The organism is Blastococcus saxobsidens (assembly GCF_002938435.1).
GTDB classification, from domain to species: Bacteria; Actinomycetota; Actinomycetes; order Mycobacteriales; family Geodermatophilaceae; genus Blastococcus; species Blastococcus saxobsidens.
In genome coordinates this window covers 82,232-94,955 of the sequence record NZ_POQT01000008.1, presented here as the reverse complement: position 1 = coordinate 94,955, position 12,724 = coordinate 82,232, and the positions used below count along the sequence as shown (strand labels likewise).

13 protein-coding genes are annotated in these 12,724 nt (G+C 73.9%); 11 read left to right on the top strand and 2 right to left on the bottom strand.

Annotated elements, in window-relative coordinates; translation table 11 throughout:
* Nucleotide 1: 1 nt before the first annotated feature.
* Together C5507_RS07245 and C5507_RS07240 are read right to left on the bottom strand one after the other, a co-directional pair.
* Nucleotides 2-871, bottom strand: coding sequence for a patatin-like phospholipase family protein (locus tag C5507_RS07245; RefSeq protein WP_104527855.1), 870 nt, complete (start codon nucleotides 869-871; stop codon nucleotides 2-4).
* A gap of 49 nt (nucleotides 872-920) precedes the next feature.
* A complete protein-coding gene (locus C5507_RS07240) occupies nucleotides 921-1,691 on the bottom strand; it encodes an IclR family transcriptional regulator (protein ID WP_104527854.1) in 771 nt (256 codons plus the stop codon).
* A gap of 77 nt (nucleotides 1,692-1,768) precedes the next feature.
* Between C5507_RS07240 and C5507_RS07235 the strand changes: the two genes are divergently transcribed.
* From C5507_RS07235 to pabB, 11 genes are all read left to right on the top strand, one after another.
* A complete protein-coding gene (locus tag C5507_RS07235; RefSeq protein ID WP_104527853.1) occupies nucleotides 1,769-2,746 on the top strand; it encodes a PDR/VanB family oxidoreductase in 978 nt (325 codons plus the stop codon).
* A gap of 25 nt (nucleotides 2,747-2,771) precedes the next feature.
* Nucleotides 2,772-3,983 carry a cytochrome P450 gene (locus C5507_RS07230; protein WP_104527852.1) on the top strand — a complete coding sequence of 404 codons (1,212 nt, stop codon included), beginning with the start codon at nucleotides 2,772-2,774 and terminating at the stop codon, nucleotides 3,981-3,983.
* 227 nt (nucleotides 3,984-4,210) lie between these two features.
* Nucleotides 4,211-5,572, top strand: coding sequence for an aminomethyltransferase family protein (locus tag C5507_RS07225; RefSeq protein WP_104527851.1), 1,362 nt, complete (start codon nucleotides 4,211-4,213; stop codon nucleotides 5,570-5,572).
* Nucleotides 5,573-5,748: 176 nt separating this feature from the next.
* Nucleotides 5,749-6,486 carry an alpha/beta fold hydrolase gene (locus C5507_RS07220; protein ID WP_104527850.1) on the top strand — a complete coding sequence of 246 codons (738 nt, stop codon included), beginning with the start codon at nucleotides 5,749-5,751 and terminating at the stop codon, nucleotides 6,484-6,486.
* A gap of 1 nt (nucleotide 6,487) precedes the next feature.
* Nucleotides 6,488-6,769 (top strand): muconolactone Delta-isomerase family protein, encoded by a 282-nt coding sequence (locus C5507_RS07215; protein WP_104527849.1) that lies wholly within the window; start codon nucleotides 6,488-6,490, stop codon nucleotides 6,767-6,769.
* 50 nt (nucleotides 6,770-6,819) lie between these two features.
* On the top strand, nucleotides 6,820-7,185 hold the full coding sequence (gene ligA, locus C5507_RS07210) for a protocatechuate 4,5-dioxygenase subunit alpha (protein WP_104527919.1): 366 nt from the start codon (nucleotides 6,820-6,822) through the stop codon (nucleotides 7,183-7,185).
* Nucleotides 7,178-8,035, top strand: coding sequence for a class III extradiol dioxygenase subunit beta (locus C5507_RS07205; RefSeq protein ID WP_104527918.1), 858 nt, complete (start codon nucleotides 7,178-7,180; stop codon nucleotides 8,033-8,035). The genes ligA and C5507_RS07205 overlap by 8 nt, the downstream gene beginning before the upstream one ends.
* A gap of 36 nt (nucleotides 8,036-8,071) precedes the next feature.
* Nucleotides 8,072-8,935: a methylenetetrahydrofolate reductase gene (locus tag C5507_RS07200; RefSeq protein WP_104527848.1), complete on the top strand. Its 864-nt coding sequence runs from the start codon at nucleotides 8,072-8,074 to the stop codon at nucleotides 8,933-8,935.
* Between the two features lie 67 nt (nucleotides 8,936-9,002).
* Nucleotides 9,003-9,914 (top strand): formyltetrahydrofolate deformylase, encoded by a 912-nt coding sequence (gene purU / locus C5507_RS07195; RefSeq protein ID WP_104527847.1) that lies wholly within the window; start codon nucleotides 9,003-9,005, stop codon nucleotides 9,912-9,914.
* Nucleotides 9,915-9,925: 11 nt separating this feature from the next.
* The gene (gene folD / locus C5507_RS07190) at nucleotides 9,926-10,786 is read left to right on the top strand and encodes a bifunctional methylenetetrahydrofolate dehydrogenase/methenyltetrahydrofolate cyclohydrolase FolD (protein ID WP_104527846.1); all 861 of its coding nucleotides are present in this window, start codon (nucleotides 9,926-9,928) and stop codon (nucleotides 10,784-10,786) included.
* The gene (gene pabB / locus C5507_RS07185; protein WP_104527845.1) at nucleotides 10,786-12,717 is read left to right on the top strand and encodes an aminodeoxychorismate synthase component I; all 1,932 of its coding nucleotides are present in this window, start codon (nucleotides 10,786-10,788) and stop codon (nucleotides 12,715-12,717) included. The genes folD and pabB overlap by 1 nt, the downstream gene beginning before the upstream one ends.
* The last annotated feature ends 7 nt before the right edge of the window (nucleotides 12,718-12,724 follow it).

The window sequence follows — 12,724 nt, the reverse complement described above, 5'->3', positions numbered from 1 at the left end:
CTCAGGCCTCCCCGTCCGTCGCCGTGGCCACCTGCTCCAGGTAGCCGGCGGCCGCGGCGTGGGCCCGGTCGATGCGGTCGGCGACGCCGGAGAAGTCGCGGTACCGCAGGTTGGCGGTGCCGGGCGGTGCCGCGTCCCCCGCGGGCAGGACGTGCACCGTGACACCCGGCGGCAGCGCGGCCAGGTCGGCGGCGTAGCGGTGGCGGCGGGCGATCTCGAAGGCGACCGTCGCCACCTCCCAGGGCCGGGTCGGTGCCCGGAGCGGACGATCGATCCGGCCGACGTGCAGCACGTAGACGGTGCCGGCCCCGAGGGCGACGGCCCGGCCGACCGGGATGCTGTGGACCAGCCCGCCGTCGAGGAAGTGCTCGCCCCCGAGCCGCACCGGCGGCAGCAGGCCGGGCACCGCGCAGGAAGCGAGGACGGCGTCGACCAGCGCACCGTCGGTGAACCAGTGCTCGGCGGCCCGCTCGACGCTCGCCGCGACGCACTGGAACGGAACGGCCAGGTCGGCGAAGGTCCGCGCCGGCAGGTGCGCGTCGAGCAGGTCCCGCAGCGGCCCGGAGGGGTGCACGTGCGTGCGGGTCCGGACCAGGGTGCCCACCCGGCCGAGCAGCGATCCGGCGAAGATGTTCTGCGAGGTCAGCTCCGCCCACACGGCGCGCAGCCGCCGCACCGCGTCCGGGCCGGGATCGGCGGCGACGAGTGCGCCGTTGATCGCCCCCACGGACGTGCCGACGACCAGGTCGGGGCGGATCCCGCGCTCGGCCAGCGCCTGCAGCATCCCGACCTCGGCCGCGCCGAGGACGCCGCCGCCACCGAGGACGAAGGCCGTGCCGCCCCGCCGGGCAGTTCCCTCTGGCACGGCCATGGCCGCATCGTGCCATCCACCGGGTGCCGCAGCAGGAGCGCTCGCGGCGTCAGGAGGCCTCGAACGGTTCCGGCGCCTCGCCCAGGACCCGGCTGATCCCCCGGGCGGTGGCCAGCAGGACGGGGACCGCCGAGGCGGCCCGGTCGTCGTTCGGGACGATGACCGACAGGGCCGCCACCACCTCGCCCATCCCGTTGCGCACCGGCACGGCGATCCCCGTCGCATCCTCGTGGACGTGCCCCGGGAGGAGCGCGTAGCCCTGCTGGCGCACCTGCGCCAGCACCGCCCGCAGCCGCTCGGGCGAGGTGATGGTCGCCGGGGTGGCCGCCTCCAGCGGCCGGCTCAGCACGCGCTCCCGCACGTCGGGCGGGCCGTAGGCGAGGAGCACCACGCCGGAGGAGGAGAGGTGCAGCGGGAGCCGGCCGGCGATGCGGGAGAAGTTGACGACGGCGTCGCGCGCGGAGAGCCGCTCGACGAAGAGGACCTCCTCGCCGTTCCGGACGGCCAGCTGCGCGTGGTGGCCGACGACGGCGTGCAGGTCCTCGAGGAACGGCATCGCGGCGTCCCGGAACGAGCGGGCAGGGGCAGCGCGCGAGGCCAGCTCCCACAGCCGCATGCCCACCCGCACGCTGCCGTCCGAGCCCCGCGCGAGCAGCCCCTCCGCCACGAGGTGGCCGACGATCCGTGATGCGGTGGCGATGTGCAGCCCCGACCGCCGGGCGATCTCGGAGACCCGGAGCGCCGGCTGGTCGGCGGTGAAGGCGTCGAGCACCCGGACCGCCCGCGCCAGGGAGGACTCACCGGTCGGCGTGCGCGGCATGGGCGCATCGTGGCACAGCGTCTCGACCATTGAGAGACTGTTTCGCACGTCACACCCTTCCGGAGCACGCTGCCCCCATGACCGCCACCTCCCCGGCTCCCGCGGCCGTGGCCGATGCCGTGGCCAGCCTGCGGGTGACCGGCAAGCAGCTGCAGGCCGACGGCGTCCTGACCCTGGAGCTCGCCTCGCCGTCCGGCGACCGGCTGCGCGACTGGACGCCCGGCTCGCACATCGACCTGATCCTGCCGAACGGGCTGACCCGGCAGTACTCGCTCTGCGGTGACCGGTGGGACGCCGGCAGCTATCGGGTGGGCGTGCTGCTCGAGCCGGAGAGCCGGGGCGGCTCCGCCTACGTGCACGACCAGCTGCGGGTGGGCGACCTGGTGGGGGTGGGCGGCCCGCGCAACAACTTCCCGCTCGTGCCGTCGGAGGAGTACCTCTTCGTCGCGGGCGGCATCGGGATCACCCCGATCCTGCCGATGGTGCACCAGGCCGAGCTGCTCGGCGCCGGCTGGCGACTGCTCTACGGGGGCCGGCACCGCAGCTCGATGGCCTTCCTCGACGAGCTGGCCCCCTACGGCGACAAGGTCCTGGTCCGGCCCCAGGACGAGTACGGCCTGCTCGACCTCCCCGGCTTCCTGGACGAGCCGCGCGCGGGCGTCCGGATCTACTCCTGCGGACCGGCCCCCCTGCTCGCAGCCATGGAGCGGACCTGCGCCTACTGGCCGCCGCACAGCCTGCGGGTCGAGCGGTTCGTCGCCGACGACGCGGGCGCGCCGGCGCGCGTCGCGCCGTTCGAGGTGGAGCTCGCCCGCACCGGCACGACGGTGACCGTGACACCGGACGTGACGGTGCTCGAGGCGCTCGGCCGGGTCGGCGTCGAGGTGCTGTCCTCCTGTCGGCGCGGGGTGTGCGGCACCTGCGAGGTCACGGTGCTGGCCGGCCGGCCCGACCACCGTGACGCCCTGCTCGACGACGACGAGCGCGCGGCCGACGACTGCATGTACGTCTGCGTCTCCCGCTCCCGGGACGACCGCCTCGTCCTCGACCTCTGACCCCCCGGCACCCGAGGAGCTCCCCGTGACCGCCACCGTCCCCACCGGCACCACCGCACCGACCAGCGACGTCGACCCGTTCTCCCACGACGTGCTGGAGGACCCGCTGCCGATGCACGCGGCCCTGCGCGAGGCCGGGCCGGTGGTCTTCCTCAGCAGGTACGACGTCTTCGCGCTGGCCCGCTACGACGACGTGCACGCCGCCCTGGTGAACTGGCAGGACTTCCAGTCCTCGGCCGGCGTGGGGTTGTCGAACTTCCGGTACGAGGAGCCGTGGCGGCCGCCGAGCCTGCTGCTGGAGGCCGACCCGCCGCGGCACGACGCCCCTCGCCGGGTGCTGCAGAAGGTGCTCGGTCCCCGGGCGCTGCGCCGGCTGCGCGACGGCTGGGCGGCCGACGCCGACGCGCTCGTCGACGAGGTCCTCTCCCGTGGGACCTCCTTCGACGCCGTCGCGGACCTGGCCGCCACCTTCCCGCTGCGGGTGTTCCCCGACGCCGTCGGCATCCCGCAGGACGGGCGGGAGAAGCTGCTCCCCTACGGCGACCACGCGTTCAACGCGTTCGGCCCGGCCAACGACCTGGTCGCCAGGGGAGCGCCCCGGGTGGCCGAGCTGTCGGCCTGGGTGAACGCCCAGTGCCAGCGGGACGTGCTGGCACCGACGGGCTTCGGCGCGGACATCTGGGCCGCCAGCGACCGCGGCGACATCACCCCCGAGCAGGCTCCGCTCGTGGTCCGGTCGCTGCTGACGGCCGGCGTCGACACGACCGTGCACGGCATCTCCGCGATCCTGCACTCCTTCGCCACCCACCCGGACCAGTGGCGGCGGCTGCGCGAGGAGCCGTCGCTCGCCCGCGTCGCGTTCGACGAGGCGGTGCGCCTGGAGTCGCCGGTCCAGACCTTCTTCCGGACGGCGACCACCGAGGTGCGGATCGGCGACGTCGTCATCCCCGAGGGCCGCAAGATCCTCATGTTCCTGGCCGCGGCGAACCGCGATCCGCGCCGGTGGGCGGACCCGGACCGCTTCGACCTGTCGCGCGACCCCTCGGGCCACGTCGGCTTCGGCATGGGCATCCACCAGTGCGTCGGCCAGCACGTCGCCCGCCTGGAGGCCGAGTCGATCCTGACGGCGCTGGCCCGACGGGTCTCCACCATCGAGCTCGACGGGCCTCCCGTGCGGCACCACAACAACACGCTGCGCGCGTTCGAGCGCCTGCCGGTGCGGGTGGCCCTCGACTGATCGCGCGAGCGCGTCCCGCCCGGCCGGTCCGCTCCGGGAGTGCGCCCCCCGCTACGTCGGATGTCGCACGGAGATCACGACTCGTCGCTCCCCGGATGCGTCATTCGCGGGATCCCGCGGCCGGCGGGACTCCCTAGCTTGTCGATCAGCAAGGCCGGGCGCGGCACAGGCCCCGGCGCATCCGCGGCCGGCGTCGTCCGGTCCCCGTCCGACGGAAGGTCCCGCCCATGTCGCCCGATTGTCTTGCCGCCGCCCTCGCCCGTGCCGGGAGCCCGGTCGAGCTGCTCCGCAACCTGAGCTTCCCGCCGAGCACCTTCCCGGTGCAGCCGGAGTTCACCAACTGGCGCTCCGAGCAGCGCTCCTGGGTGGAGAGCTGCGCCCTGCTCGACCAGTCCCACCACATGACCGACCTGTTCATCTCCGGCCCCGACGCACTGCGCCTGCTCAGCGACGTCGGCGTCAACTCCTTCGCGAACTTCGGCGTCGGGAAGGCCAAGCAGTTCGTCGCGGTGAACCCGGAGGGGCACCTCATCGGGGACGCCATCCTCTTCCACCTCGAGGACGAGCTCTTCGACCTCGTCGGGCACCCGATGGTCATCGACTGGGTGACCTTCCACCTGGCGCGCGGGGACTACGACGCCACCGCGGAGCGCGACGACAACTCCGCGGTCCGCAGGTCGGGGCCGCCGAGGCTCTACCGCTACGAGCTGCAGGGGCCGACCGCCGCCGCGCTGGTCGAGCAGGTGACCGGCGCCCCCCTCCCCGACGTGAAGTTCTTCCACATGGCCGAGTTCACGATCGCGGGTCGCCGCGTGCGCGCGCTGCGGCACGGCATGGCCGGGCAGCCCGGCTTCGAGCTCTTCGGCCCCTGGGAGGACGGGGACGCCGTCCTCTCGGCGCTGCTGGAGGCCGGGAAGGCGCACGGCCTGGTGCGCGTCGGCGCCAAGGCCTACTCCACGGCCAACCTGGAGTCCGGGTGGGTGCCCGCACCCATGGCGGCGCTCTTCTCCGACGACCCGCTCATGAAGGAGTACCGGGAGTGGCTGCCGGCCGCGAAGGTCGGTTCCATCGGCGGCAGCATGGACTCCGCCGACATCCGCGACTACTGCCTCACCCCGTACGAGGTCGGGTACGGCAAGACCGTCCGCTTCGACCACGAGTTCGTCGGCCGGGAGGCCCTCGAGCAGCTGGCGCAGGCGCCGTCGCGCACGAAGGTGACCCTCGTGTGGAACGCCGACGACGTCGCCGAGGCGCTCGGTTCGCTGTTCCTCCCGGGTCCGGGCGCGAAGTTCATGGACCTGCCGAAGATCCGGTACGCCACCCACCACGAGGACAAGGTGCTCGTGGACGGCCGGCGGGTGGGTCTGTCGCTGGACTGCGGCTACCTGGCCAACGAGCGCGCGCTGGTCTCCCTGGCCGTCGTCGAGGCGGAGCTCGCCGAGCCCGGCACCGAGGTGACCGTGCTGTGGGGCGAGCACCCGGTGTCGGCCAAGCCGGCCGTCGAGGATCACCGCCAGGTGGAGATCCGGGCCACGGTGGCACCCGTGCCGTTCGTGGACTTCGCCCGGGAGAACTACCGGGCACGCTGAGCCGGCGGCCCGCCCGGTCCCGCGTCCGCATCCACGACAGATGACGTACGCGGGCCGGGCGGCAACGGCGGCGGTGGCCCTGACATCGCGCCGATCCGCCGTCAGGCCGCCGTCCGTAGCGTGGACGTGAGCCACCCCACGTCCGCGATGACCGACCCCCTGGAGGGCGCAGCCGCATGAGCACCTTCGTCCTGGTCCACGGGGCCTGGCACGGCGGCTGGTGCTGGGACCGCGTGACCCCCCTCCTCCGCGAGGCCGGGCACGCCGTGCACGCCCCGACGCTCACCGGCCTGTCCGAGCGGGCGCACCTGCTGTCGCCGACGGTCGGCCTGGAGACCCACGTCGAGGACGTCGTCCGGCTGATCGACGTCCTGGGTCTGGAGGACGTCGTCCTGGTCGGGCACTCCTACGCCGGCCAGGTCGTCACCGCCGTGGCCGATCGCCGCCCGGCGGCCGTGGCGCAGCGCGTCTACCTGGACGCCTTCGTCGGTGCCGACGGCGAGGCGGCGCGCGACCTGCTGCCCGAGACCGTGGAGCACCACTGGGCCGGGTCCGCCGCCGAGCAGGGCTTCGGCTGGCTGGTGGCGGTGCGGAAGCTGTCGGTGCTCGGGGTGACCGAGCAGGCCGACGTCGACTGGCTCACGCCGAAGCTCACCGCACACCCGTGGAAGACCTACACCGACGCCCTGCGCCTCACCGGCGCCGTCGACCAGGTGCCCGCGGCGTTCATCGAGTGCGTGAGCTGGATGCGGGTGTTCGCCGCGCAGGCCGACCGCGCCCGGGAGAGGGGCTGGCCGGTGCACGAGCTGGACACCGGGCACGAGGCGATGGTCACCGCGCCGGCGGAGCTGGCCGCCGCACTGCTCGACATCGCCGGCCGATCGTCGGCCACGCGGCGTGAGACGGGGGTCTGACGTGGAGTTCCTGGTCCGGTCGGAGAACCGGCTGCCGGCCGACACCCCCGCGGAGCGCCGCGAGGAGCTGCGCGCCGGGGAGCGGACGCGGGCCATGGAGCTGCGCGCCGAGGGTGTGCTCAAGCGCCTCTGGCGGGTGCCCGGCCGCAATGCGACGGTCGGCCTCTACGAGGCCGAGGACCCGGCCGCGCTGCACGACGCCCTCATGTCGCTGCCCATGGCACCGTGGCTGGACGTCCACGTCGAGGCGCTGGCCACCCACCCGCAGGAGCGGACGTCGTGACGACGGCCGTGGCGGTCGCCCCGCCCTCCCCTCCGATCAAGGGATCCCCGATGAGCACGAACGAGACGGGCGGCCGGCTGAACGTGCCGGGGACGCCGATCTTCGACGGGCAGACCAGCCGGCGCGGTCTGCGGCTGAACAAGATGCTGATGAGCTTCCGCTCGGCGGAGAACCGCGAGCGCTTCTCCGCCGACGAGGCCGCCTACTGTGCGGAGTTCCAGCTCGCGCCCGAGCAGACGCAGGCCGTCCTCGACCGCGACTGGACGGCGATGATCGACCTCGGCGGGAGCATCTTCTACGTCTACAAGCTGGCCATGATGGACGGCCGCTCGATGCAGTACCTCGGTGGCGTGTTCACCGGCATGACCGAGGAGGAGTTCCTCGCGGAGCTGCGGGCGGGTGGCCGGCGTGGCTGAGGTGATCTGGGGTCTGGCGACCTCGCACGTGCCGTCCATCGGCGCGGCGATGGACCGCGGCAAGACCGAGGACCCGAACTGGAAGGACCTCTTCGACGGCTACGCGCCGGCCCGCCAGTGGCTGGCGCAGCACGAGCCGGACGTGGCGATCGTCGTCTACAACGACCACGCCAACGGCCTCGACCTGGACATCGTCCCGACGTTCGGGATCGGCACGGCCGACCACTACCGGGTGGCCGACGAGGGCTACGGCCCCCGCCAGGTCCCGGACGTGATCGGCGACCCGGACCTGTCGCTGCACCTGCTCGAGAGCCTGGTCGACGAGAACTTCGACCTCACCGTGTTCCAGGAGCTGGAGGTCGACCACGGGCTCACCGTGCCGCTGTCGGTCTGGACCCCGGACCCCGGCGACGCCTGGCCCTGCCCGGTGGTGCCGATCCTGGTCAACGTCATCCAGTACCCGCAGCCCACCGCGGCCCGGTGCTACGCCCTGGGGCAGGCGCTGGGCCGGGCGATCCGCTCCTACGGCGAGGACGTGACCGTCGGCATCCTCGGGACCGGCGGCATGTCCCACCAGCTCGCCGGCGCCCGCGCCGGCTTCATCAACCCCGAGTTCGACGCGATGTGGCTGGAGAAGATCCACACCGATCCGGCGGCGCTGGCCGCGCTCAGCCGCGAGGAGCTCATCCGCGAGGCGGGCTCCGAGGGGATCGAGCTGATCATGTGGCTGATCATGCGCGGGGCCATGGCCGACGAGGTCACCAAGGTCCACTCGCACTACTTCCTGCCGGCGTCGAACACCGCGGCCGGCATCGCACTCTTCGACAACCGGGCTCCCCAGCCCGCCTGAGCACCGCCCCCACGAGCTGCCCGAGGAAAGGCCACCGTGAACCGAGTTCTCACCGTCCGGGACCCGAACACCCGCGCCACCCTGCGGCGCAGCTTCGAGACGCTCGGCTACGAGGTCATCCCGTTCAAGAAGACCCAGGAGCAGGTGCTCCGGCACGTGCCCAAGGACGTGCGGCTGACCGTCACCGCCTCCCCGGCGAAGGGCCAGGACGCGACGATCGACCTGACCGTCGCCCTGGCCGGCCACGGGTACGAGGTGGCCCCGCACCTCTCGGCCCAGCAGGTCCAGGACCGCGCGCACCTCGCCGACATCGTGGCGCGGTGCCGCGAGGCGGGGATCACCGACGTGTTCGTCGTCGGCGGGGACCCGACGGAGACGCCCACGGAGTTCAAGGACGCCCACGCCCTCCTGGTCGCGCTGCACGAGCTGGACCACGGCTTCACCGACATCGGCATCGGCGGCCACCCGGAGGGGCACCCGTCGGTCAGCGAGGACGTGCTGTTCCAGGCGCTCAAGGACAAGGCGGCCCTGGCCCACCACATCAAGACCCAGATCGTGTTCGACCCGGCCGTCATCCTGCGCTGGGCGCGGGAGCTGAAGCGCCGCGGCATCGACCTGCCGGTGCACGTCGGCGTCCCCGGTGCGGTCCACCGGCAGAAGCTGCTGCGGGTCTCCGGCGGTCTGGGCATCGGGGAGTCGGCGAAGTTCCTGAAGAAGCAGCAGACCCTGCTCTGGCGGTTCTTCGTGCCCGGCGGCTACAACCCGGCCAAGATCATCAAGGGGCTCGCCCCGCACATGGGGAAGCCGGACAACACCATCACCGGCTTCCACGTGTTCACCTTCAACGACCTCGAGCCCACCGAGGAGTGGCGGAAGCAGACGATCCAGGCCCTCGCCTGAGGCCCGCGGTCGCCGCTCCACATCCACACCTGCCCGGCCCGGTGGCCGGCCCGAACCCGGAGAAGCCATGACCGCAGTGCCGAACGCTCCCGCCCTCCCCCGCTCGACGCACCACGGACGGGAGGACGCCGACCACGGCCGGCTGCTCGTCCAGTGCTCCGACCAGCCGGGGATCGTCTCCGCGGTGAGCACGTTCCTCACCGACGCGGGCGCGAACATCGTCACGCTCGACCAGCACTCCACCGCCGCGGAGGGGGGCGCCTTCTTCCAGCGCACCGAGTTCCACCTGCCCGGGCTGGCCGCCGCCCGCGAGGACCTGGAGCGGGCGTTCGCCGCCGAGGTCGCGGAGAAGTTCGGGATGCAGTTCCGGCTCAGCGAGGCGGCCAGGCCGAAGCGGGTCGCGATCATGGTGTCCAAGACCGACCACTGCGTGCTGGACCTGCTGTGGCGCAACCGCCGCGGCGAGCTGGACATGAACGTGGCGATGGTGATCTCCAACCACCCCGACCTCGCCGACCAGGTCCGCCCGTTCGGGGTGCCGTACTTCCACATCCCGGCCACGCGGGACAACCGGCCGGAGGCCGAGCAGCGGATGCTGGAGCTGCTGCGCGGCAACGTGGACCTGGTGGTCCTCGCCCGCTACATGCAGATCATCAGCGGCGACTTCCTCGAGGGCGTCGGCTGCCCGCTGATCAACATCCACCACTCGTTCCTGCCCGCCTTCATCGGCGCCGGCCCGTACCAGAAGGCCAAGGACCGGGGGGTGAAGCTGATCGGGGCCACCGCGCACTACGTGACCCAGGACCTGGACGAGGGGCCGATCATCGAGCAGGACGTCGTGCGGGTGGACCACCGGCACGAGACCGCGGACCTGGTCCGCCTCGGCGCCGACGTCGAGCGGGCGGTGCTGTCGCGGGCGGTGCGGTGGCACCTCGAGGACCGGGTCGCCCGCCACGACAACACGACGATCGTCTTCTGAGGAGCGCCGCAGTGACAGCACAGGTGATCGACGGGACGGCGGTGGCGCGCCAGGTCCGCGAGGACGTGGCCAAGGGCGTCCAGGAGCTGCTGGCCGCGGGCGGCACCGCGCCGGGGCTGGCCACGGTGCTCATCGGGGACGACCCGGCGTCGGAGGTCTACGTCCGCAACAAGCGCAAGCTGTGCGTGGCCGCCGGCATGCAGGACCTGCACCGGCACCTGCCCGGCGACGTCGGCCAGGAGGAGGCGGCCGCGCTGATCGACGAGCTCGCCGCCGACCCCGCCGTCTCCGGCATCCTGCTGCAGCTGCCGGTGCCGAAGCATCTGGACTCCGAGGCGCTGCTGGCCCGGATCCCGGCCGAGAAGGACGTCGACGGGCTGACGGCCGCCAACGCGGGCCTGCTGGCGCAGGGCCGGCCGGGGCTGCGGCCGTGCACGCCGTCGGGCGTCATGGTGCTGCTCGACGAGGCCGGGGTGTCCCTGCAGGGCGCCGAGGCGGTCGTCGTCGGCCGGTCGGTGCTGGTCGGCAAGCCGATGGCGCAGCTGCTGCTCGAGCGGAACGCCACCGTGACCATCTGCCACTCCCGGACCCGGGACCTCGCCGAGGTGTGCCGCCGCGCCGACGTGCTCGTCGTCGCCGCCGGCATCCCCGGGCTGGTCGGTGCCGACGCGGTGAAGCCGGGCGCCACCGTGATCGACGTCGGCATCCACCGGGGCGAGAACGGGCTGCACGGCGACGTCGACACCGCGGCGGTGGCCGAGGTGGCCGGCAGCATCACGCCCGTGCCGGGCGGGGTCGGTCCGATGACGATCGCCATGCTGCTGGCCAACACGCTGGAGGCGGCCAAGGTGCAGCAGGGGCGCGGCGACTGATGGACCCGTCCCCGGCCGCGCCGGGGCCGGCCTCCCCACGGGTGCCCGGGGCCGCGGAGCCGCCTGCGGGAGGTCCGTGGGCGCGCTTCGACGACCTGCGCACCGGGTCGGCGCTGCTGTGCCCTCCGCCGGACCGGGTGCTCACCACGACCCGGTCCGACGAGGTGGCCGACGTGCTGCGCGAGCTGCACGACGCCACCGAGGCCGGGGCCTGGGCGTTCGGCTACGTGTCCTACGAGGCGGCGTCGGGGCTGGACGCCGGCCTGCCCGGCGGGCACCGGGCGGGCGAGCCGCCGCTGATCTGGTTCGGGCTGTGCGCCGAACCCGCGCCGGTGCCGCCGGTGGGCCCGCCCGCCGGTCCCCCGGTGCCGGCGGCCGCCTGGCGACCCGACTGGTCCGACGACCAGCACGCCCGCGCGGTCACCACCGTCCGCGAGCACATCGCCGCCGGCGAGACCTACCAGTGCAACCTCACCGACCGGCTGCGGTGCCCGGACGCCGGGGACCCCGAGGAGCTCTACGCCCGCCTGGCGCTGGCGCAGCGCGGGGCCCACAACGCCTACCTGGACCTCGGCCGGTTCGCCGTCGCCAGCGCCAGCCCGGAGCTGTTCTTCGAGTGGGTGGGCTCCCGGGTGCGCACCCGCCCCATGAAGGGCACCGCCGCGCGGGGGCGGACGACGGCCGAGGACCGGGAGCAGAGCCGCCGGCTGCGCGCCAGCAGCAAGGAGCAGGCGGAGAACCTGATGATCGTCGACCTGCTGCGCAACGACCTCGGTCGCATCGCCGAAGTGGGCAGCGTGACCGTCGACGAGCTGTTCGCCCTCGAGCGGTACCCGACGGTGTGGCAGATGACCTCGCAGGTGAGCGCCCGGCTGCGGCCCGGGACCGGGCTGGCCGAGATCTTCCGGGCGCTGTTCCCCTGCGGTTCGGTGACCGGTGCCCCCAAGCAGCGGACCATGCAGCTGATCGACGAGCTCGAACCCACCCCGCGCGGCCTCTACTGCGGCGCCATCGGCCTGGTCGCCCCGCCGACCGCCCCGTTCCGGGCGCGGTTCAGCGTCGCCATCCGCACCGCCGTCGTCGACCGCTCGACCGGGGCGGGCGTCTACGGCGCCGGCGGCGGGATCACCTGGGGCTCCGACCCCGCCCGCGAGCGCGCGGAGCTGCACGCCAAGGCGGCGGTCCTCGGCCATCCGGCCACCGACCACCAGCTGCTGGAGACGCTGGCGTTCGTGCCCGGCGAGGGGTTGCGCAACCTGGACCGCCACCTCACCCGGATGGCCGACTCGGCCGACTGGTCCGGGTTCCGGTTCGAGCGGGACGCCGTCCTCGGGTCCCTGCGCAGCGCCGTCGCGGGGCTCGGGGAGCCGGCCCGGGTGCGCGCGCTGCTGTTCCGCGACGGCCGGGTGGAGGTCGGGACCGGCCCGCTGCCCGAGCCGCTCGACCGGCCGGTCCGGCTGGCCGTCGACGACGAGCCGGTGGACGCGACCAGCCCCTGGCTGCAGCACAAGACCACCCGGCGCGACGTCTACCGGTCCCGTGCGCTCCGGCACCCGGAGGCCGACGACGTCGTGCTGGTCAACCAGCGCGGTGAGCTGACCGAGACCACCATCGCGTCGCTGGCCGTGCGGTTGGGCGGGCGCTGGTGGACGCCGCCCACCGACGTGGGCTGCCTGCCGGGCGTGGAGCGGGGCCGGCTGCTGGAGCTCGGCCGGCTGCACGAGCGGGTGCTGACCGTGGCGGACCTGCGGGCCGCCGAGGAGCTGGCCGTGGTGAGCTCGCTGCGCGGCTGGCGGAGCGCCCGGCTGCTGCCGGCCGGCCCGGGCGCGGACGCCGACCGCCCGCTCGCCCGGCCCCCGGATGCAGGCGCCCCGGTTCGACACCGCAGCTCCGCGGGCACAGGGGGGTCAGCCCCCTCCCCCACCCCCTAGCGAGGCC

What these genes read in the sequence shown, in the direction of transcription:
- C5507_RS07245 (WP_104527855.1), bottom strand. Translation starts at nt 871, where the DNA reads ATGGCCGTGCCAGAGGGAACTGCCCGGCGGGGCGGCACGGCCTTCGTC.
- C5507_RS07240 (WP_104527854.1), bottom strand. Translation starts at nt 1,691, where the DNA reads ATGCCGCGCACGCCGACCGGTGAGTCCTCCCTGGCGCGGGCGGTCCGG.
- C5507_RS07235 (WP_104527853.1), top strand. Translation starts at nt 1,769, where the DNA reads ATGACCGCCACCTCCCCGGCTCCCGCGGCCGTGGCCGATGCCGTGGCC.
- C5507_RS07225 (WP_104527851.1), top strand. Translation starts at nt 4,211, where the DNA reads ATGTCGCCCGATTGTCTTGCCGCCGCCCTCGCCCGTGCCGGGAGCCCG.
- C5507_RS07220 (WP_104527850.1), top strand. Translation starts at nt 5,749, where the DNA reads ATGAGCACCTTCGTCCTGGTCCACGGGGCCTGGCACGGCGGCTGGTGC.
- ligA (WP_104527919.1), top strand. Translation starts at nt 6,820, where the DNA reads ATGAGCACGAACGAGACGGGCGGCCGGCTGAACGTGCCGGGGACGCCG.
- purU (WP_104527847.1), top strand. Translation starts at nt 9,003, where the DNA reads ATGACCGCAGTGCCGAACGCTCCCGCCCTCCCCCGCTCGACGCACCAC.
- pabB (WP_104527845.1), top strand. Translation starts at nt 10,786, where the DNA reads ATGGACCCGTCCCCGGCCGCGCCGGGGCCGGCCTCCCCACGGGTGCCC.